At 41.3% G+C, this 21,983-nt stretch carries 16 protein-coding genes; 8 read left to right on the top strand and 8 right to left on the bottom strand.

The annotated features are described in order from the left end of the window. From B0682_RS03415 to B0682_RS03430, 4 genes are all read right to left on the bottom strand, one after another. Complete coding sequence (locus tag B0682_RS03415; protein WP_240494834.1) at positions 1–1,002, bottom strand: ribonuclease HII; 1,002 nt, start codon at positions 1,000–1,002, stop codon at positions 1–3. Continuing rightward, positions 999–5,321, bottom strand: a complete 4,323-nt coding sequence (gene hrpA, locus B0682_RS03420; protein WP_078306668.1) for an ATP-dependent RNA helicase HrpA — start codon at positions 5,319–5,321, stop codon at positions 999–1,001. Before hrpA ends, B0682_RS03415 begins: the two co-directional genes overlap by 4 nt. An 84-nt stretch (positions 5,322–5,405) precedes the next feature. Beyond that, positions 5,406–6,383 (bottom strand): protease SohB, encoded by a 978-nt coding sequence (gene sohB / locus B0682_RS03425; RefSeq protein WP_078306669.1) that lies wholly within the window; start codon positions 6,381–6,383, stop codon positions 5,406–5,408. Between the two features lie 242 nt (positions 6,384–6,625). Next, positions 6,626–8,404, bottom strand: coding sequence for a potassium/proton antiporter (locus B0682_RS03430; RefSeq protein WP_078306670.1), 1,779 nt, complete (start codon positions 8,402–8,404; stop codon positions 6,626–6,628). Between the two features lie 430 nt (positions 8,405–8,834). Between B0682_RS03430 and aspS the strand changes: the two genes are divergently transcribed. The 8 genes from aspS to B0682_RS03470 all read left to right on the top strand — a co-directional run bounded on the left by aspS (position 8,835) and on the right by B0682_RS03470 (position 18,236). Further along, on the top strand, positions 8,835–10,640 hold the full coding sequence (gene aspS, locus B0682_RS03435) for an aspartate--tRNA ligase (protein WP_078307028.1): 1,806 nt from the start codon (positions 8,835–8,837) through the stop codon (positions 10,638–10,640). A 30-nt stretch (positions 10,641–10,670) separates the two neighbouring features. After that, entirely contained in the window at positions 10,671–11,606 is a 936-nt protein-coding gene (locus tag B0682_RS03440) for a lysophospholipid acyltransferase family protein (protein ID WP_078306671.1), read from the top strand. Between the two features lie 3 nt (positions 11,607–11,609). Then, positions 11,610–12,368 (top strand): glycosyltransferase, encoded by a 759-nt coding sequence (locus tag B0682_RS03445; protein ID WP_078306672.1) that lies wholly within the window; start codon positions 11,610–11,612, stop codon positions 12,366–12,368. A gap of 282 nt (positions 12,369–12,650) precedes the next feature. Then, positions 12,651–13,973: a phosphoethanolamine transferase gene (locus B0682_RS09480; RefSeq protein WP_276206619.1), complete on the top strand. Its 1,323-nt coding sequence runs from the start codon at positions 12,651–12,653 to the stop codon at positions 13,971–13,973. Next, the gene (locus tag B0682_RS03455) at positions 13,970–15,565 is read left to right on the top strand and encodes a glycosyltransferase family 2 protein (RefSeq protein WP_078306674.1); all 1,596 of its coding nucleotides are present in this window, start codon (positions 13,970–13,972) and stop codon (positions 15,563–15,565) included. Before B0682_RS09480 ends, B0682_RS03455 begins: the two co-directional genes overlap by 4 nt. Before the next feature lie 45 nt (positions 15,566–15,610). Continuing rightward, positions 15,611–16,363, top strand: a complete 753-nt coding sequence (locus B0682_RS03460) for a hypothetical protein (protein WP_078306675.1) — start codon at positions 15,611–15,613, stop codon at positions 16,361–16,363. Positions 16,364–16,366: 3 nt separating this feature from the next. Continuing rightward, entirely contained in the window at positions 16,367–17,401 is a 1,035-nt protein-coding gene (locus B0682_RS03465) for a hypothetical protein (protein ID WP_078306676.1), read from the top strand. Between the two features lie 64 nt (positions 17,402–17,465). After that, positions 17,466–18,236 (top strand): polysaccharide deacetylase family protein, encoded by a 771-nt coding sequence (locus B0682_RS03470; RefSeq protein ID WP_078306677.1) that lies wholly within the window; start codon positions 17,466–17,468, stop codon positions 18,234–18,236. On the opposite strand, the gene B0682_RS03475 is transcribed toward B0682_RS03470, so the two are convergent. From B0682_RS03475 to B0682_RS03490, 4 genes are read right to left on the bottom strand one after another with little or no spacing between them, the layout of a single operon-like run. Next, positions 18,233–19,405, bottom strand: a complete 1,173-nt coding sequence (locus B0682_RS03475; RefSeq protein WP_158077853.1) for a glycosyltransferase — start codon at positions 19,403–19,405, stop codon at positions 18,233–18,235. The two genes, B0682_RS03470 and B0682_RS03475, sit on opposite strands and share 4 nt — an antisense overlap. Further along, entirely contained in the window at positions 19,395–20,225 is an 831-nt protein-coding gene (locus B0682_RS03480; RefSeq protein WP_078306679.1) for a glycosyltransferase family 25 protein, read from the bottom strand. Before B0682_RS03480 ends, B0682_RS03475 begins: the two co-directional genes overlap by 11 nt. A gap of 46 nt (positions 20,226–20,271) precedes the next feature. Then, the gene (locus tag B0682_RS03485) at positions 20,272–21,108 is read right to left on the bottom strand and encodes a glycosyltransferase family 25 protein (RefSeq protein ID WP_078306680.1); all 837 of its coding nucleotides are present in this window, start codon (positions 21,106–21,108) and stop codon (positions 20,272–20,274) included. After that, entirely contained in the window at positions 21,109–21,921 is an 813-nt protein-coding gene (locus B0682_RS03490) for a glycosyltransferase family 25 protein (RefSeq protein WP_078306681.1), read from the bottom strand. It abuts the gene before it with no gap. Between the last annotated feature and the right edge of the window lie 62 nt (positions 21,922–21,983).

The raw sequence follows: 21,983 nt of genomic DNA on the forward strand, positions 1-21,983 counted from the left end.
TTAATGGGACTTACGATACAAGCAAATGGGAGCGAAGCTACGCCGATGCTCTGGTAGTATGCCATGCTCAGCAATCGCAAGCAGGTGGGCTTGGGTTGGATAACCTTTATGTTTGTCAATCAAATACTGAGGATAACGCTTGGCTAAGACCAGCATCTGCTTATCTCGACTGACTTTGGCTAAGATGCTGGCAGCAGCGATGCTACTATGCAACATATCACCTTTGATAATGGCTTGCGGACATAGCTGACTGACTGACCAATCATAAGTCTGTATCAGTGGTTGCCATAAGTGATGGTGGTCTGCCATCATTAATGATGGTAAGCGATTGCCATCAACCAATGGCTTGATTTGTAGTCGCTTTATGATGCTTTTGTCGCCAACGCCACCACCATCACCATATCCATAGACATCATAGACACCAGCACTGATTTGCTTAAGCATCGTATCACTTGCCAACTGCATTGCTAATAATGATGCTTGCAAAACATTAATGCCATCTATCACCACTGCTGGCACATCAACCAGCACATACCCAATGGCGGTGTCTTGTATGGCTTGAGCATATTGCTCACGACGTTTGGCAGTCAATTTTTTTGAGTCGTTAAGCCCTGCCAATGGACTGCTCTTAAAGTTAATGTCATCAGATAATTGAACAAACGTACCCGATAATATGGTTGGCAACAGCACCGCTGACACCATGACTCCACCAAGCAATGGGCCTCTACCTGCTTCATCAATGCCAATGCTCAACGTGTGTGTGTTTGGCATATTCGGGCTTTTACCATCAATAAAACTGGATTTTGGGCTGTTAAGCTCCTTTTGTAGTCTGTTTGGATAAAGATAACCTGTGATGCTGATTTGGTCAGTTTCATACTCAGATGCGACATGAGTGATGCTGTTCACCATATCAGCCGTGTACAAACCATATATGGCATTGACCTGCTCAAAGGTTAGGTGTTCATCTGTGATTAAAGGGCCTAGAACCACTTGCTTGTTCAATATGGCGACTCCCACAGTTTTTTAAGCCGTTTGCCAGACACTGGCGTGTGGGTTTTCATCGGTTGGGCAAACAGCTGAATGCGGTATTCTTCCACCAACCAACGGTACTCGCTAATGGCAGGGTCATCGGCTCGCCCTGCCAGTCGCTCCATATGTTCATCTAACGCATACACCGCATCGACATCGCCCTCTAAATTATGTGGCAAGCGTTCTAGCCGAATTTCCAAGGCTTCAAGGTATCTGGGGTATTGTTGCCACCTGTCATACGCCATGCGATAGACAAAATCAGCCAAATGCAAGTCATCTAGCTGGTCTTCGATGTCATCTATCGACTCAGCAAACACATCACGGTCTAGCATCAACAAGGTTTGGCGAATGCGTTGCCAACGAGTATAGACTTCTTTTAACAGTTTTAACACCGTTTGTCCCATTGGCAAAAAGGCATTGAGTACCGCTTTTTTGCTTTGTTCATATTGAGCTTGGGTCAATGGCAAATGACTTGCCAGCTGATACAGTCTGTCATCAATGGATTGTGGCAAGACATCATCATGAATAAATTTGGCGACTTGTGTCTGAGACATGCCATCTGATGCACCGCCTGATGCACCACTTAGGCACGCATCTAAAGTGGCATCAATGACGATATTTTTTAGCTTATCAAGCTCACCCAATGGGGCAAACGCCAGCTTAAACGACTTGTCAATCTGACTGGTGAGCTGTTTTTGTTTTGCCCCCAAATTCCTTTTGATTAAGGTCAATACCCCTTGACGGTGGGCATGTAACGCAACATTTAAATCAGTGAATTGATGAATGGACACCGCCATGCCAGCATCATCACTCACTAAGGCAGAAAACTCTTTCATCACCACGCCTGCACGGTGACGGATAATGGCAAATTTAAAATGCTCAGGAAAGTCATCATGTCGCCCTGCCTGCTCATGCACCGCTTGGCTGGTTTCGCTGGCATGGCGAATTTGTAGGGTTTGTAAGTCTCGCCCTTTTTCGATTAGGCGGTTTTTGTCATCGACCACACAGATTTGTGGTTGCAAATATCGGTCTACTTTGCTGGAATCAAAGTCTTTTGGGGTGACTGCGATGCCACGACTGTTCAGGGCTTGACATAGCTGGTTTAGCAAACCTTGCTGATGATTATGCTCCAGTTCATCATACAATTCATCAGCAGTATCAGGAATGGGAACAATTTGACGACGAATCTCTTTAGGCAAAGATTTTAATAACTGCAACACCAATTCATATCGCCACCCTGCAATGCCCCACAAAAGCTCAACAGCATCTAATTGTGGTAAGGCAGCCAATGGCACACGAATGCTCACACCGTCATCATCACTGGCAGGGTCAAACACATAAGTTAAGGGCAATCTTAACTCCCCCAACTGCCAATTCTCAGGAAAATCGCCTGTGGTTGGTGCGGTTTGGGTCAGAACATCATCATCAGTAAAAAACAAAAACTGGCTGTCTTTGGCTTCAATTTCTGCCCGCCAGTCTTCAAATGTCTTACGACTGGCAACATGTTGTGGGATTTTACGGTCATAAAATTGATACAACGCTTCTTCATCAACCAACAAATCTTTGCGTCTAAGCTTGTCTTCAATGCGAGCAACATCGGCAATCTTATCCATATTATGCTGTAAAAAAGGGGGATTCCGACCATAATCACCAGTGACCAACCCATCTCGAATAAAAATTTCACGAGATTCGGTCAGATTGACCTGTTCATAATTGGTGAGCTGTTTGCCCACAATAATCAAACCAAACAAGCTGATTTGAGCATAAGCTTGCACCTTGCCTGTTTTTTTTGACCAATGTGGTTCATAGTAATGATATTTTAGCAACTCACCTGCTGTTGAAAGTATCCATTCAGGCTCAATCTTGCCAAGGGTTCGCATATAGACTTGCGATGTCTCCACCACTTCAAACGCCATCACCCAGGGCGGATTTTGCTTATACAACACACTGGCAGGAAAAATACGAGTTTTTTGTTGCCTTGCTGCCAAATACTCACCACGAGTATCCGTCTTATGGGCAATAAAGCTTAATAGGCCTGTCAATAACGCACGATGCAAATTGGCATAATGTAAGGCTCTTGGGTTATCTTTATCATTCGTTTTGTCATTGGCTTTATGATTGGTTTTGTCATTGGCCCTGACCTTGACAGGATTGTCTTGGGTCTGTTGGGTTAATAAAGCCATGATATCAGTACCGTCATCATGGCTGTGGTCAGTTTTACCATGAGGATTGTTTAACAGACGCAAATCTGCCACCATCTGTGTCAATTGGCCATGGGTTTTTTTCCATTCTCTGAGCCTTGGAAAGCTTAAATAATGCTTTTTGGCAAACTTTTTGATTTCATTATTAGACAAGCCGTTATCATCATTGGCAAATATCGCCTGCCAAAGTTTCAGATAAAATAAAAAGTCCGAATCTTCCACTCGGAACAGGGCATGTTTTTGGTCGGCTTGGGTGCGTTTATCCGATGGGCGTTCTTTTGGGTCTTGCACTGCCAACGCTGACACGATGATGAGCATTTGGGGAAGGCAATCAAACTCTGCCCCTGCCACCAACATGCGGGCAAGTCTGGGGTCAATGGGCATGCGTGCCATTTTTTTACCAATGTCAGTCAGTTGAATGTCATCAAGCGTCTGCTGACGCTTGGATTGATGACGGCTGTTTTTATTGGCAATGGTTTTATTGGCAATGGTTTTATTGGCAATGGTTTTATTGGCAATGGTTTTGATTGCTCCAAGTTCATCAAGCAGTTTTCGCCCATCATTGACCAAGCGACCATCTGGCGGTTCAATAAAATCAAAGTCATCTACCGACCCAAGCCGTAAATTTGCCATCTGTAGCATCACAGATGCCAAATTGGTTCGCAAAATCTCAGGGTCAGTAAACACAGGACGAGATTCAAAGTCTTCTTGAGCATACAAACGAATGCACACACCAGGGGCAACACGCCCACAACGACCTTTTCGCTGATTGGCGGCCGCTTGGCTAATTGCTTCAATGGGCAGTCTTTGTATGCGTGAACGATGTGAATAGCGAGAAATGCGTGCAAATCCTAAATCAATCACATAACGGATACCTGGCACGGTTAAGGCAGTCTCTGCCACGTTGGTGGCGATGACGATGCGTCTGCCCCCTGATGGGTTAAAAATGCGTTGCTGCTCACGATAACTTTGCCGTGCATATAAAGGCAATACTTGCGTGTGCTTAGGTCCATGTGTCTGTAGCACCTCTTGCAAATCACGAATTTCAGCTTCTGTCGCTGCAAAAATTAAAATATCCGCTTGGTCAGCATGTCCTTTATCATGGGCATCAGCAAAACATTCTTCCACTGCCGCCACCACCGCACGGGGCAGATTGTCTTCAAATTCATCAAAAGCATCATCATCACTGCCATGCACAGGCTCATCAGTCAGTGGGCGATACCGAACTTCCACAGGATAACTGCGACCTTCAACCTGATAAACAGGGGCAGGTGTTAACCGCTTAGTTTTAGGGTCATACTGACTAAAATACTGGCTAAACCGCTGGGTATCTAACGTCGCTGATGTGATGATGACCTTTAAATCAGGGCGTTTGGGTAACAGGTTTTTAAGATATCCCATGATAAAATCAATATTTAGACTGCGTTCGTGGGCTTCATCAATGATGATGGTGTCATAACGAGTCAAAAAACGGTCATGCGACAGCTCCGCCAACAAAATGCCATCAGTCATCAGCTTAATCAATGACTTGGGCGAGCCTGTCTCATTAAAACGAATCTTAAAGCTCACTGACTGACCCAATGGCTCACCAAGTTCATCAGCAATGCGATTAGCGACACTACGAGCTGCCAACCGTCTTGGCTGAGTATGTCCGATTTGTCCTGTCAGCCCACGCCCAGCAAGCAAAGCAATCTTAGGCAGTTGGGTGGTTTTACCACTGCCTGTCTCCCCTGCCACGATGATGACCTGATGTTTTTGAATGGCATTAACCAACACATCAGCAGAGTGACTCACGGGCAAATCATCGTTCAGTGTGATGATTGGCACGCTGTTTTTCCTTGCTTGTACTGCCTCATGTGATTTGCTGATTTTATCAACAAGTTTGGCTGGCAAATCGTCAAGAGTTAAAGGTGAGCCATCAAAAGTTAAATCAGCTTGATTGGCTTGAGCTGATTTTCCCTGCTTTTTACCTTGCTCAAAGTTGCCTTGCTCAAAGACAAGTTGCGAGGCGGCTTGACGCACCTGTTGCTCTAAAAAATGGCGATCTTTGGCAAGGACTGGGGGAAGAAGTGTTAACACAGAAATAGGCATTGACGTTCTTATGGTATGACCTTGTGATATGTGGCTTAATATGGCTCACATGCTGTTAAAACTCACTTTTTTAAAACCAACTGGTTAAAACCAACTGCGTTTGCCATTGTTTAGCTGAGTGATGACTTGTGGTAATTTATCGCTTACCATGTCAATTAAGCAACTGGCAGACTGCTCTGCCATGGCAGCAAAGCCAAGTTTTTGGGCAAGCGTTGGTTTTGTCTGCGAATGCAAGACATAGACTTCTTGCGTTTGCATTTTTTCTAACAGATAAGCATCAGATGTTTTAAGCTCATCAACCAAGCCCAAATTTAGGGCATCCTCACCATACCAATGCTCACCTGTCGCCACAGCATCTAAGTCAAGTTTGGGACGGTAGGTGGTTACAAAGTGTTTAAATAATTGATGGGTTTGCTCAATTTCTTGTTGAAATTTAGCACGGTCTTTATCATCATTTTCACCAAATATTGTGACGGTGCGTTTGTAGTCGCCAGCGGTGAACATTTCATATTCAATGTCATGATTTTTTAATACCTTATTAAAGTTAGGAAGCTGAGCCACCACACCAATCGAGCCAATAACAGCAAAGGGGGCGGCATAGATTTTATCTGCCACACACGCCATCATATAGCCCCCACTGGCTGCCACCTTATCCACACAAATGGTCAAATGTAAGTTGGCATCTTTGATGCGTACCAACTGAGCCGCTGCCAAGCCATAACCATTCACCAGCCCACCAGAGGACTCCAAACGCACCACCACTTCATCACCTTGCTCAGCACAACTTAAAATGGTGCTAATCTCTTCACGCAAATGTTTGACCGCTGATGCTTTGATATCACCATCAAAATCAATGACATAGACGCTTTTTTTGCCTTTATTTTTGCCTTTTAGGTTATCTTTTAGTGCCTTTTTGGCTTGTTTGGCCAGGCTTTTTTTGAGCTGTTTTAGCCCATTTTTGTCGTTTTTGGCTGCCAACAGCTGTTCACGACGTTTTTGCTGTTTTTGGTTTAGGTGAATGACTTTAAGCTCAATGGGGGTTTTATCCGAATGAAATAACATATTTAATTTCCGTCAATTTTCTATTTTTTTAATAACGTTACTTTTTTTAATAACATCACTGTTTTACGTGTTAAGAATTTATGTGTTAAAAACTTTACGTATTAGGAACAGCATGTCAGCAACGTCGCATTGGGACATTGGAGCATTGGGACATTGGGGTCTGTCCCAAAACCTTAATATGGGGCATCATCAGCATTTTTACAATCTTTTTATCTTTACATCTTTTTATCTTTAACCATTTTTTAATCAACGTCTTTACTTTGTAAATGCTTTAGACCGATACTGCGAATACTGCCATCATCATTCATTTGATGAATGATTAACGCCCATTCACTGCCCAAATCTATCGTATCGCCAACCACAGGTTTGGTCTCTAGCTCAAAAAGCATGTACTCTGCCACAGTTTGGTTATTGATGTGTTTTGGTAAGGTAGATTTGGGGCAATCTTGGTCTAGCAAAGACTTTAAAAATGGCAAATCCACCAATTTGGCATGTGGCGACACCAACCAATCACCATAAAAGTCATCATGTGATTGTAAATTGATGTTGCTGTCATTACAAATGGTGGCAATTTTTTTGGCATAATCCCCATGTAAAGCGTACCACACCTCATCTTTGGGCTTTAAGACCGTGTCTGCATGAACAGGTAAAAAATGAGAACCACGCACCAAAGCGAACAGCTGAATGTCATCTGAACTTAGGCGGTTGGTGATGCTGGTTGGGTGGCGACCAACGGCAAACGCGCCAGATTTTACCACAAACTTATACAAATTAATGCGTTCTTTGTCCGATACCCATATCTCCAAATGAGCTTCAGGGTCGTCATTGGTTGGCAATCGCACATTAAAACGACTTGCCATAAATGGAATGCTCATGCCCTGCACAAGCAAAGACAACACCACCACACCAAAGGTGATGTCAAACAATAAAAACGCATCTTCTACCTGAGCCATGATGGGTAAAATGGCCAAGGTAATTGGCACAGCCCCTCTTAGCCCCACCCAAGAAATAAAACCAATCTCACGGTTTTTAAACTTAAATGGTTTAAGACTTGTGAACACCGCCAAAGGTCTGGCAACAAAAATCATAAATACGGTAATGGCAAGTGAATAATACCAGACATTAAGCACATTTGATGGCGTAACCAGCATACCCAACACCACAAACAGCACCGCTTGTGACAGCCAAGCAAAGCTGTCCATCACCCTAAGCACATGTTCGGTGGCACGCACTTTATAATTACCAATTAAAATACCCGTCAAATACACTGCCAAAAAACCACTACCACCCAGCAAATTGGTGGCAGCAAACACGCCAAGACCTGCCGACATAATCAAAATGGCATACATGCCCTCTGCCAATGCCAATTTTGGCAATAGTCTAGACAGCAAATACCCCCCAGCAATGCCCATGATTAAGCCCACCCCAATTTGCTGCAACAACAACAGCATAAAGCCAGCCATGTTCAGCCCATTAGGGTCAACATTTAACGCTATTAGTCCTGTTACCAACAAAATTGCTAATGGGTCATTTGCCCCTGACTCTAATTCAAGAGCAGCTTGTACCCGTTCGTTGAGTTTGACACCACCATTTCTCAGTAAGGAAAACACCGCTGCTGCATCGGTTGAACCAACAATCGCAGCCATCAATAGACCCAGTCGCCAATCTAAATCCATCAGCCAAGTAACAAACAAACCCAACACCAAAACCGTGGCAAACACTCCCCACGTTGCCAAAGTAATGGCAGGACGCAAACCCACTCTAAACGACTGAAACGATGTCCTAAGACCACCATCAAGCAAGATGCACGCCAGTGCTGCTTGCCCAATAAAATTGGCAAATCCATACTCAGCAAAATGAATGCCCAGCACACCTTGCTCACCTGCCAAGATGCCCACACCCAAAAAACACAGCAACAATGGCATGCCAAGCCGTGCTGATACCGTACTTGCCATGATGCTAAAAAATATCAGCAACGCACCCACCAGATATAAAATGTTGATGACATTTAATGAATCCATGACTGGGGTTTATCCTTTTGTTTTAATGGAGAACGGATTTAATGGAAAACTGACTTAAATGGGTAACATACAAAGGGTCAAACACATCAAGTAAAACAGCGTTTTTTTGTGTTGCCTATCATAGCATATAATGCCACTGTCTCTTAACTGCTTACGCTTAATTACTTATGCTTATTAATTACTTACGCTTAATTACTTAGGCTTACTCTTGATTGTTTGCTCTTAACTGTTTATTTTATCTCACGTTGACCCATCATTTACCACATTTAACATATTTTTAACCACAAGTGAAACAGTAAGGTTGTCAGCCAAGCCACAAAAAGGCATAATTAGCCATTAAATTATTTTTACTCGATGATTGATATTCAATTTTATTTATCTCAATGTTATTTATCTTGATTTTAAGGCAGTGAATTTTATGGGCAGTCAAATGCGTACTCAATATTGTGGCAATGTCAGCGAAGCGCTTATCGACCAAACCATCACCGTGGTGGGTTGGGTACACCGTCGTCGTGACCATGGGGGGGTCATCTTTTTAGACATGCGTGACCGCCATGGTCTTTTACAAGTAGTCATTGACCCTGATACCCCAGAGGCCTTTGCCACCGCTGATGCCGCTCGCTCAGAGTATGTTTTACAAATCACAGGACGAGTACGAGGTCGCTATCAAGGGACTGAAAATCCCAACATGACCAGTGGTAAGGTTGAGCTGTTGGGCAAACAAATCACGGTACTGGCAAAAGCCGAAACGCCACCATTTCCACTCAATGATGACAACTTAAACGTCTCAGAAGAATTGCGTTTAAAATATCGCTATCTGGACATGCGTCGCCCAGAAATGCAAGAACGCATGATATTTCGTGCTAAAGCCACTTCTGTCATTCGTCGCTATTTAGATGAACATGGCTTTTTAGATGTCGAAACCCCCATCTTGACCCGTGCCACTCCTGAAGGCGCAAGAGATTATCTTGTACCCAGTCGCACACGTCAAGGTAACTTTTTTGCTTTACCACAATCGCCACAGTTATTTAAACAATTACTGATGGTGTCGGGCTTTGATAGATATTATCAGATTGCCAAATGCTTTCGTGATGAAGACTTACGTGCCGACCGCCAACCAGAATTCACCCAAGTGGATATTGAAACGTCATTTTTAACCGATGAAGAAATCATGGACATCAACGAAGGCATGATTAAGCATTTATTTAAGACCATGTTAGATGTGGATTTGGGCAAATTCCCACGCATGACCTATGCCGATGCCATGCGTGATTATGCTTCTGACAAGCCTGACTTACGCATTCCATTAAAGCTGATTGACGTGGCAGATGTGTTACAAGATGTGGACTTCAAAGTCTTTGCAGGTCCTGCCAACGACCCCAAAGGGCGTGTGGTGGCGTTGCGTGTTCCTAATGGCAATGAGCTGACTCGCAAACAAATTGATGAATACACTAAGTTTGTGGGCATCTATGGGGCAAAAGGCTTGGCATACATCAAAGTTAATGACATCACCAACATCAATAACGGCGTGGATAAAGAGTCAGGGCTACAATCCCCAATCATCAAAAATATCCATGACGATGCCCTAAAAACCATCATCGAACGCACCAACGCCCAAAATGGTGATTTAATTTTCTTTGGGGCAGACAACGCCCGTGTGGTTAATGATGCTTTAGGAGCATTGCGTGTCAAAGTTGGTCATGACATGAACATGGCAACTTGTGAATGGGCGCCACTGTGGGTGGTGGACTTCCCCATGTTTGAAGAGACAGATGACGGCAAATGGACATCGATGCACCACCCCTTTACCAAACCTAAGGGCAGTGTGCAAGAACTAAAAGACTCACCCGAGACTGCCCTATCCATCGCTTATGACATGGTGCTAAATGGCACAGAAATCGGTGGTGGAAGCCTACGCATCAATACCGTCGACATGCAAGAAGCGGTGTTTGAAGCATTGGGCATCAACCAAGCAGAAGCCGAAGAAAAATTTAGCTTCTTATTAGATGCGTTAAAGTTTGGTGCACCGCCACATGGGGGCATTGCTTTTGGTCTGGATCGTCTAATCATGCTGATGGTTGGGGCAGGTTCTATCCGTGATGTCATCGCCTTCCCCAAAACCAAAACCGCTGACTGCCCATTAACCCAGGCCCCAGCTGAAGTGGACAACAAGCAGTTGCGTGATTTGGGTATTCGCTTACGTGAGCAAAAGCAAGAGCTGGCATCAGCGAAATAGCCATTATCCCATCTTGCTGACACTGACATCATGAACCCCTATTCATTGTTTAAATATGTGCCAATGTCCGTATTACGGGCATTGGCACATTTAGTGGCTTGGGGAATGAAGCAATTTCCCAACCTGAAACTGCATCGCACCATCAACACCAACCTTTCACTGGCATACCCCAATCTTAGCCCAAAGCAAAAACAAGCCTTGCATCATGCCATCGTTACCAACCAAGCCCTAAGCAGTGTCGAATCAATCAAATCTTGGGCAATGCCACCCAACTGGAGCATTCAGCAAATTAAGCAAGTACATGACCCACATATTCTACAAGCAGGATTAAAGAACCCCAATGGCATGCTTGCCATCGTACCGCACTTAGGCACCTGGGAAATCATGAACGCATGGCTCAATCAATTTGGCTCACCCACCATCATGTACAAACCTGTTAAGGGAAGACTGAGCAATGAATTTGTGCTACAAGGTCGTCAACGTCTCAATGCCACCTTAGTTCCCACCGATGCCACGGGCGTCAAATCCATCTTTAAAACCCTAAAACAAGGTGGATTTAGCATTGTGTTACCCGACCATGTACCAGACCCAACTGGCGGAGTGGTTGTGCCATTTTTTGGCATTCCCACGCTATCTAGTACCCTTGCCCCCAAACTTGCCAGTAAAACAGGTTGTGCCTTGGTGGGACTGGCCTGCATTCGCCGTACTGACGGGAACGGTTTTGATGTGCATTGTTATGAACTCAACCAACCTGCGCTATACGATAAAGACAGTACCGTCGCAACCACCGCTCTTAATCATGCCATGCAAACCATGATAACCCCTTTATCTGAGCATTATATGTGGGGTTATCGGCGTTTTAAATATGTCCCAAACATTGATGATGTCTATCAAGCCAACAGCAAACAACTCAATGCCTTGACAAGCAAATTCTCTGACAACAAATCTGACAACAAAAAAGATTAAACCATGACCCAAACTCGCTACGTCATCTGTATGAAATGGGGTACAAAATACCCTGCACAATACGTCAACCGACTGTACAAGATGGTTAAAAAAAATTTAACCTTACCATTTCAAATGGTGTGCTTAACCGATGATGACCAAGGCATTGACCCAAACATTCACTGCTATCCAATCCCTGATTTACAATTTGCCAAAAGCATACCCAGTCATCTACCCGAACGTGGTTGGAAAAAACTCACCACATTTAAACCACAGCTTTATGATTTAAAAGGTGTGGCATTATTTTTAGACGTTGACATCGTCATTGTTGATAACATCGACTGTTTTTTTACCCACAAGGCACAGCATGATGACAGCGTGATGATCATTCGTGATTGGAAAAAACCTTGGCGAATGGTGGGTAACAGCTCAGTATATCGTTTTGACATTGGGCAAAACACGTATCCTAACTTATTAAGCCACTTTGAACAAAATTTTGATACCATTCGTCAGCAGTTCCGCCACGAACAAGCATTTTTATCCAATTATCTACAAACACATCATCATTTAGAATATTGGGACAGCCGTTGGTGCGTCAGCTTTAAATACCAATGCGTACAACCCTTTCCCATCAGTTTTATCAAACCGCCACAACTGCCAGATACAGCAAAAATCGTCATTTTTCATGGAGAGATTAATCCACCTGATGCGATTGTCGGTAAAAGTGGCAAATGGTATCGTAAAGTATTGCCAACGCCTTGGATTAAGGATTATTGGCAATGATTAAAAAAAATAGAGATGAAGCTAATAAATATGAAAATCCATCATAATCAACCATTTCAATATTATAATTATCTCATATTCATCGCAACGTTATTATTCGCAACGTTGCTATGTTGGGGCGTATCAGGTAATCAGCCTCACGTACATGACATCTTACTTATTTGGGTCATTATCAATTTCTTATGGTTAAAACCAATTGTTTTTAAATTATTAAGCCCACTATTTTTAGCGTGGATATTGTTTTTTCCGATTGGTTTACAATATGGCTATCCAACCTCGGCTATGATTTTTTCTGCCTTGGAAACTAACCGCAATGAAGTAACGGAATTTTTTGACCCATTTACATTATGGATTTATCTTGGTATTATCATTTTAACACTCATCATACTTTTTTTAACAAAAAAAATTAGAGCAACACATAAACAGCGTCAATTTTTTTATTGGTTTTCTATCATTTTAATCTTAGTATTTATTGGCAGTATCATACCAATCAAGCATTCATATTTTAAATGGCATTTTTCTAAAATCCTAAATCTTATTCCCTATACCACCACAAGTTATCATATTTATAAAAATTATCAAAATAATCTGCAAGAACTTTCTAAAAAACCAATTGACTGGAAAGTATCTGCTTATGTGCCAAAATATAAAAATCATGTGTTTGTCTTGGGTGAAAGTATGTCTAAATACTATATGTCTTCATATGGTTATCCTGTCAAAACCACACCTTTTTTAGATAATGTCAACGGAATTAAATACAATCAATTTATTTCACCAGCAGGTCATACAACCACATCAGTGCCACGACTTTTAACCATTCCCAACCCACAAAAAGTGGAATTTCAAAACAGTATTTTTTCCTTAGCAAACCAAGTTGGTATTGAAACTTATTGGATTTCTAATCAAGATCATGTGGGTGTATTTGATAATGAAGTTTCATATATTGCTAATCAAGCCAATCACTTGTATTTTTATGGAGACCACGCTCCAACCAAGACTCACCGATTTGATCATGAAATGTTAGCAGAAATAGAAAAAGCGATAAACTCTCCATCAGACAAGCCCAAATTCATTGCCATACATCTTATGGGTTCACACCCTCGTTTTGTTAAACGCTTAGATAATAAACGCCCACGTTTTTATTTTGATAATGACGATTTGGCAGATTATTTAAGCACCATCTACCAAACTGATATGTTTTTAAAAGAAATTTATCAACTATTACATACTGCCAATAAAAACAACAACCAACCATTTAGTATGGTTTATACATCTGACCATGGCTTACACCAAACCAAACTCAAACATGATGACACACAATTTACTTTACGCACACCATTGTTTAAATTATCCAGTGATGACAGCGAACGTATAGAGAATAATACACCACAAGCAGGCCATGGCTTTGTCTGGTTTTTAGCTGATTGGTTAGGCATTAAAACACATAATCAAACACGTAATACTTTTTTATCAAGAACCGAACAAGAAAACCCAGATGACATACCCATATTTTTTGAGCATACCCAAGCATATGGTAATCTAACGCCTTTTGATGGGCAATTACTGATGCCAAAAGCTGATGAGATACAGGCATCTCCAAAATGAAACAATCATCAAATTATACGATATCTGTCGTGATGATTGTCAAAAACGAAGCTGACAATCTTAAGGTTTCTTTACCTGCCATTGCCGATTGGGTAGATGAAATCATCATTTTAGACAGCGGTAGTACCGATGATGGTCAAAAAATTGCCCAAAGTCATGGGGTAAAATGGCATGTCAATACCGATTGGCAAGGCTTTGGCAAACAGCGACAGCTTGCCCAAGCTTATGCCATAGGCGACTGGATTTTGGCATTGGACGCTGATGAAGTGGTGACGCCACAGCTCAAAAACAGCATTTTAAAGGTCATCAAAAACCCCCCTACCGATACGGTTTATGGCATCAAACGGCTTGATTTTGTCTTTGGGCATCAAATTGATAATGCCTTATGGGGGGTTAAGGCCCATTGGCGACTGTATCCCAAAAAGTTTCAATATGACAATAACCTAGTGCATGAGTCTGTGATATTAAATGACGCAACAACCAAAAAATTAAGCGGTTTTTTACACCACCACACCGCCCCCACGCCGCTGTTTTGGCTAAATAAACGCTTAGATTATGCCAAAGCATGGGCAGATGACAGGCACGCTCAAGGCAAAAAGGGTAAATTTTATAAAGTTGTGGTTAATCCTTTATGGGCATTTATTAAACAATACCTGCTTGACGGTCGATTCTTACAAGGTCGTTATGGGCTGATTTATTCATTATTTTTTACCCAATATACATTTAATAAATATGCTTGTCTGTATGATTTAACCCACAACCAAGCCGAACACGCTTTTTTACATTCTGTGGCGATGGCACAAAACTTAAAACCCATTGATGTTTCACAAAAAAAATCCACGCTGTCATTGGTGATGATTTGTAAAAATGAAAGTAAACACCTAAAAGCATGTCTAGAGACGGTGCATGATATCGTTGATGAAATCATTGTGTTAGACAGTGGCAGTACTGATAACACTCGCCAAATCGCCGAAAGTCATGGGGCAAAATGGCATGTCAATACCGATTGGCAAGGCTTTGGCAAACAGCGACAGCTTGCCCAAGCTTATGCCACAGGCGATTATGTGCTTGTACTTGATGCGGATGAACGCCTTGACCAACCCTTGCGACAAGCCATTACCGATGTGCTTAAAAAGCCTGTGCAACGTGATAAGGTTTATGCGTTTGCTCGGGTCAATTATTTTTGTGGCATTCCCACCCATTTAAATGGTTGGTATCGAGATTGGGAAAATCGCCTTTATCCCAGCCATCTGGGCTATAATGATTTGGAGGTGCATGAATCGGTTGATACCCAAGATGCTCAAATCGTCAAACTAAACGGTTTGCAACACCATCACACCAACGATGATTTGTATCATTATCTTGTCAAACGCATTCGCTATGCCAATGATTGGGCCATAGATAACCACCAGCAAGGCAAGCACGGCTCTTTATTGACAGCAGGGTTGCGAAGTGTGTTTTCATTCATTCGAGAATATTGGCTACGTGGACAATTTTTAGCAGGGCGTTATGGGTGGATGGCTTCAGTGGTGTTGATGTTTTATACCTTGGATAAATATGTATTATTATGGATTTATCATCATCAAAAATGACAGTCAATGACAGTCAATAATTATCAATGACTTTTGGAATGTATCATGCCACCCAGAAAAAAATCTCGTCTTGAACAATGGTTTTCGTTTAGCCGCCATCAACGCCGTTTTGGGGCAAGCCAGCTCTATGACACCCTCACCGACATTGATATTAACGAACTAAAATCCACCATCATCAACGGCCAAGACAAAACTTATACTTTCGGTTCTGCCAAAAATTTGCACGAACATATCGACAATTTACGCCATGAGTTTATCGGTGAGCCTAAAATCAATCATTATCATGCCACGCTGATTGTACTGATTCGCCGTGACATTGATGTGGTGGATAATTATGAGAAATTCAAAGCCTTATGGTTAAGCGAAAAGGACTTTTTATTAAAATCATTAAACACACGCTGGTTGATTTCTGCATGTGATACTTTTATTGATTGTGATGATGATTTTGGCTTAAGAGCATTGTTGATGAACGCTGTGATGCTTATCAATACCATAAAATCTTACGAAACCGAACGGCTTCTTTGCCAAGTGAATGGCACAGATTTAACAGAAAACGAACACATCAAACAAACCCTACAAACCAAACGAGTGGCGTTATTTGATGGCATATCTGCCATGGCAGTTGGAACAGATGACACGCTAAGAAACATGCGATGGAGACTGGACAAACTGTGCGATGAACATGAGTTGGGACAAATCGTCATTGACGTGTTTGAGCGGTTGCAATTAGACAGCAACAATAACATATATAGCCGTGCAAAAAATCGCCATACCCGTGAACGCACACGTTGGTGGTGACCCATGCCAAACAATGTCATGTTAGATGTCCAGACTTTTAACACCTTGGTTGAACCAAATGACTTGCCAAGCCAAGATTGGCAAGCGTTAAAATTTGCCCAACATGCCACACCACGTTCGCATTTTTTATGCTATGTGGTTTATGGTGATGACGAAATGTATTATGATGGTGTTAAACTGAGTATTTTGAGCTTTTTTGCTCAGATTGATGGGCATGAGCGCCCCACCGTCATTGTGCTGTCTGAACGCCCTGATTTTTTTGCCAGCTGGCAACAACAAACTGACTTAGAGTTGATTAACTTAACCCTATCGGATAAATTATTTCACATAGCCACACAGGATAATTATTACTACCGCCTAAAAACCTTAGGGCTTGCCCATATCATGGCGCTGCTCATCAAGCATCACATTGCTGATAATCATAGCAAGTTTTTATTTTTTGACAGCGATACCTATTTTTTAACCAATCCCATGCCTTTATATGACAAGATTGATGATAAACATGTGGTCATGTACAAAAAAGAGTCTGCAATTTTTACTCATAAAAAATATCGCAATTATCTTTATGGTGAAGCGAATAAAGCAGGCATCAACGGCTTAAAAGGCAAGGACATCAGTCACATCAACCCAGCAGACGGCTCACCGCTCATCTACCGCTTACAAGACCATGCAACCATGTACAGTTCACTCATCATGGGCGTAAAAAGTCATGCCGTTATTTATTTATTACAAGCTTGCAACTTGATGTATCCCATCAGGGCCTTGACCAATGCTCGCACTGTTGAACAGTTCTGTTTTGCTGAAATTTTCAAACAGCATTACACAATCATCGAAGGCAAAGAGTTCGTGCGTCATTTTTCTCGCAGACGACAAAAAGCTTATGTGGAGAGCCAAATGATGCCATTTTGGCAACAGTTTGATGACAGTGATTTTGCCGTTCAATGTGCAAACATTCATGCCATCAATTTTCAACGACCGTTTTGGCTGACGCTTGCCCAAGCCATTAAGCGTATTTTTAAACCAGAACCGATACGATGACCAACCACATAAAAACAATCTTGCAAAACAACTTTATAAAACAATCTCATAAGAAACCATCATCATGCAAAAAATCCCAATTTTAATGTATCACAGCATCTCTCACCCCATCAAAAATGCTCCGTTTAAGTGCTTGCACTTGCCACCCAAACGGTTTGCTCTACAAATGAAAATACTCAAATTGCTTGGTTATCAAGGCTTATCCATGTATGAACTCACCCCTTATCTAAAAGGTGAAAAACAGGGCAAAGTCATCGGCATTACCTTTGATGACGGTTATCGCAACAACCTAACGCAGGCCTTACCGATTTTACAACGCCATGGATTTACAGCCACCTGCTATGTGGTGAGCGGACACATTGGCGGCCATAATCAATGGGACGAAGCCAAAGGCATTCCCAAAAATCTACTCATGTCAGATGCTGAGCTTAAACAGTGGCTAAATGCAGGCATGGAAGTGGGCGTACATACACACAGTCATATCAGCCTAATCGATGTTGACGATGCCACCGCAGAACAAGAAATCACACACAGCAAACAATTTTTAGAAGAGTTGCTTGGCGTACCGATGAGACATTTTTGTTATCCATACGGTAAATTTCACTCAAGCCATGTGGCGATGTTAAAACAACAAAGGTTTGATACCGCCACCGCCATGTATCGTGGCAGAACAGAAGTACCCCAAGGAGGATTAACCAGCGATGAATTACTGACTTTGCCAAGAGTGACGGTAAACAACAACTGCTATCCACACATTTTTTTGGCAAAGTTGCTCACCAATTATGAAGATAAAAAAGGGGCAAAGTTGCGGTTGCAACAAACAAATATCAATTAATCCACCCTGCTTACTCTCATAAAATCCAAATACGCCTGAGCAACGCACTCGGGTAATAAATGCGTTGCAAACGGTGTGATAAAGTCTTGTGGCTTATTCATGACTTGATTGATTTTGTCCGTCAACGCACTTAGATTATTTAGCTCTACCAAGCAATTATCTGGCAACAATTCAGCAGGACCATGTGGGCAATCGGTTGAAATCACTGGCACACCCAAGCTTAAACTTTCTGCAATGACGATGCCAAACCCTTCAAATTGTGATGCCAATATCATGGCAGTGGCAGACTTAATAAAAGGATAAGGATTGGACTGAAACCCCATAAAAATCACCCTATCTAAAACGCCCAGCTCATCAGCCAACTGCTCACAAGCGGACATCTCACCCCCCATGCCAAGCAATACCAATGGCAATGCTTGCGTACTTTGTGCATAAGCTTGTATTAACGATTTATGGTCTTTTTGGGGTTTGAACTTACCCACATGGATAAGATAACCCTGCTCACAGGATTTCGGCAGTTTGGCATGAGCGTCAAAGGCATTGGCTTGTCTCTTGATGTCATCTTGTGCAATGGGATTGTGAATGGCGGTCATTTTGGGGTGTTGCCCCAAATATTGCACAAAATCATCTTTCACACCATGACTGACACACACCACAGGGTGGTTGGCATAAAGCTGTTTTAAGTCATTGATTTTTTTTTGATTGCCATCAAAATGACTGGTCATCAGCTTATATTCCATCGATAAAGTATTGTGTATCACATAAACGATGTTATCCAATTTGCTGTGATGTAAAACACAATCTACTTGATACAAATTAGATAAAATAAGAGTTGGCGTGCCAATGTGTTTTTTAACAAAACCATCAAAAATTTTGGCAAATAAGGGATAACGCAATGATTTTGGCAACCAACGATATTGTTGATAATTCAAAAAATGCACCGTCACATCATTGGTTAACTCATAATCTACTTGGGCTTTAAAACCAATAACATGCACATCAAACCCAAGTTTGAAAAAGGCTTTTGCCAATGTCAACACAAATCGCTCTGCCCCACCCCCTTGCAAAGTAAACGTTGCCAACACAATTATTGGCTTGGTTTTTGACGCCAGTGGCTTGGATTTTAAATCACCATTGACGTTGCCATTTACAGTAACGTTATTTAACATGATACATTCGCCTAACATCAGCATGACGTGGGTTTGGTTTTCGTTTAAGCATGGCCCGTTTGAGCTTTTGCATGAGTGTTAATTGTACCGTTTTTGTTCTATCGCCAATATTGCTATCAATATCTGACTGTATAATTAATGGTTTTGGCAAAAATGCTTGACGCAACTCACCGTCTGCATGTCGCCACACATTATCAATCGGCACATCAAGCACATGACTTGCTTGCAAAAAAGACTTCGCCCCTTTATTTGACAGCAGATAGCCGCTGGCCAATGCTGGTGCAGGGTCGCATTCACAGGCAATGATTTTTTGATGTTGATGCAGTTTGTAGATTTTCCAATGCTTACCCCAGTCAATTTTTGACCATAAATTGTTATTCTGCTCAGTGCGAATGGCGGTTGGTTGATTTGCCAGCAATTGGGTTAAATACGCCCTGTTTGGGTTGTAAGGAAAATTTGAGGATAAATTTAAAAAATCAAACGATTGATAAAAAGAGGGACAATGAATGACAGACAACACATCTTCATCAATCACCACATCATCTTCCAAAATTAACGCATACTCAATGTTATCATCAAGCATTTTTTGCCAAATCAGCCGATGCGACATGGCACAGCCAATTTCACCATCTTGCATTGGGCGCTTCATACGCAGTAAAAAATCATGATAATTAACAAAAGATTTTTGCTCATCCGTCAAATCCTTACCATAAACCGCCGAAATACGTTCATAAGTCAGACCCAAACCATCCAACTGCTTTATCATCTGTTGATTGCGATCATGGCTATCATCAAGATTGACATAAAAGATTTTAAGCATTTACATTCCTTTATTTTACCACATTTGTTTCACCACATTTATTTCACTACATTTTTTCCAATCCATACATTTTTAATACAGCGATTCGACGTTTTAAAAAACGACTTTTCTTAAAAATACGTTGTAATTTTTGCAATGGCGTTAATTTATAACCCACATATCTTCCTTTTATGTCCGTATCCAAACATTGCTCTATCAATACATTTGATACAAATCCTTGTCTTAATAACCCAGCAGAAAAACGCCATGTCAAATCTATTGGAAATGTCATCACATCACTTGCTTGTAAAAAATGTTCAGCACCTAATTTAGATATAATATACCCACTACCCAAAGATGGAGCAAAATCACATTCACAAAGTGTAAACTTTTTAAAAAAATACAATTTAAAAATACGAAATCCATTTTTAGACTCAATTTTTTTCCAAATCTTTCGTGATTGCCATAATTTTGGACGTTCCGTAATGCCATTCTGTTGCAAAAAATGAAGTGCCTGCTCATTAAGTTCATAGGGTTTGGTAAAGGATAAATTTAAAAAATCAAATTCTTGATAATGTATTGTTTTTTTTAAAAAATCCACCAAATATTCATCAATATTAACATCGTCTTCCAAAATCAGTGCATGGTCAATATTTTCATCAAGCATTTTTTGCCAGATTAATCTATGCGACATGGCACAACCAATTTCACCTAACACAAGTTCTTTTTTTTGTTCTAGAATAAAGCCCCGTTTATCAAAGAGTTGTTGCTCTTCTAAGTTCAAGTCCTTACCCACCACTGCCGAAATTCTAATAAAATCCAAACCCAGTTCATCTAATTGTTTAGACACATATGCCAATCTGTCTGGACGAGAATCAAGATTAATCAAGAAAATTTTAAGCATTTAATCATCCGTTTTAAACATGATAATTTGACCATAATTGACAATAAGCCTATCATCTCTCTTTTCTTTACGATATCTTGTATTAAAAGGTTGAAATAATCGCAAAAACTCTCTAATCAATTTATTAGAATGCAGTCTTTTATTATTTCTTCTTTTTATTCTTTCGTCATGCAAATCGCTTCGCAAATGATTTTTGTCGGAATTTAGCACATCATCTTGAATGGCAAATGCGGGTACAGTTTGATAGATTTTTTTATCCATTGATAAAAAATCCCTAAATAAATAATGATCAATGGGTTGATGAATACGGGCATCTTTAAAAAAATTAACCAAATGGCAAGCCATATCTTTTGAGACAACATAGCCTGCTGTCCCCATATTTTCGGTTTTCAGTTTTCTTAGCACAAACCCTTCAAATGTTTTTTGCCAATCAGGCTCAATCACCACAGGTCTAAGCATGGTTTCAAATTTTAAAATATCACAATCTTGCATAATGGCAGGTAGATTTTCTAATAATTTACCAACATCTGGACTTAATACAACGTCATCTTCACAGACAATCAGGTAGTTGTTATCACTAGCACACAAACGCTGCCAAAGCAGATAATGACTTAAAAAGCATGCTTTTTCACCGTCTGTCAAGCCATCTTTGGTAAAATTCAGCGGATATTTGCTTAGTACTAAATGCAAAGTCTCTTTGTTCACCGCATCAAAAAACTTAAAAGGCATATTAAGATGAGCAAAATGAGAGCTGATGTGCTCTCTACGCTGTTTAGCCGTGATAAGACTGATAATTTGAATAATATGTTTCATATTCTCTAAAAAAGTATGGCAAATTAAAATAGTATGATAAAATCATGCAAACAAAAATCATC

The organism is Lwoffella lincolnii (assembly GCF_002014765.1).
GTDB classification, from domain to species: Bacteria; Pseudomonadota; Gammaproteobacteria; order Pseudomonadales; family Moraxellaceae; genus Psychrobacter; species Psychrobacter lincolnii.

Coding starts and splice junctions, on each gene's coding strand:
- B0682_RS03460 (WP_078306675.1), top strand. CDS start 15,611: ATGCCACCCAGAAAAAAATCTCGTCTTGAACAATGGTTTTCGTTTAGC.
- B0682_RS09480 (WP_276206619.1), top strand. CDS start 12,651: ATGATTTTTTCTGCCTTGGAAACTAACCGCAATGAAGTAACGGAATTT.
- B0682_RS03490 (WP_078306681.1), bottom strand. CDS start 21,921: ATGAAACATATTATTCAAATTATCAGTCTTATCACGGCTAAACAGCGT.
- B0682_RS03470 (WP_078306677.1), top strand. CDS start 17,466: ATGCAAAAAATCCCAATTTTAATGTATCACAGCATCTCTCACCCCATC.
- B0682_RS03445 (WP_078306672.1), top strand. CDS start 11,610: ATGACCCAAACTCGCTACGTCATCTGTATGAAATGGGGTACAAAATAC.
- B0682_RS03465 (WP_078306676.1), top strand. CDS start 16,367: ATGCCAAACAATGTCATGTTAGATGTCCAGACTTTTAACACCTTGGTT.
- B0682_RS03480 (WP_078306679.1), bottom strand. CDS start 20,225: ATGCTTAAAATCTTTTATGTCAATCTTGATGATAGCCATGATCGCAAT.
- B0682_RS03440 (WP_078306671.1), top strand. CDS start 10,671: ATGAACCCCTATTCATTGTTTAAATATGTGCCAATGTCCGTATTACGG.
- B0682_RS03455 (WP_078306674.1), top strand. CDS start 13,970: ATGAAACAATCATCAAATTATACGATATCTGTCGTGATGATTGTCAAA.
- B0682_RS03430 (WP_078306670.1), bottom strand. CDS start 8,404: ATGGATTCATTAAATGTCATCAACATTTTATATCTGGTGGGTGCGTTG.
- B0682_RS03475 (WP_158077853.1), bottom strand. CDS start 19,405: ATGTTAAATAACGTTACTGTAAATGGCAACGTCAATGGTGATTTAAAA.
- sohB (WP_078306669.1), bottom strand. CDS start 6,383: ATGTTATTTCATTCGGATAAAACCCCCATTGAGCTTAAAGTCATTCAC.
- B0682_RS03485 (WP_078306680.1), bottom strand. CDS start 21,108: ATGCTTAAAATTTTCTTGATTAATCTTGATTCTCGTCCAGACAGATTG.
- aspS (WP_078307028.1), top strand. CDS start 8,835: ATGCGTACTCAATATTGTGGCAATGTCAGCGAAGCGCTTATCGACCAA.
- hrpA (WP_078306668.1), bottom strand. CDS start 5,321: ATGCCTATTTCTGTGTTAACACTTCTTCCCCCAGTCCTTGCCAAAGAT.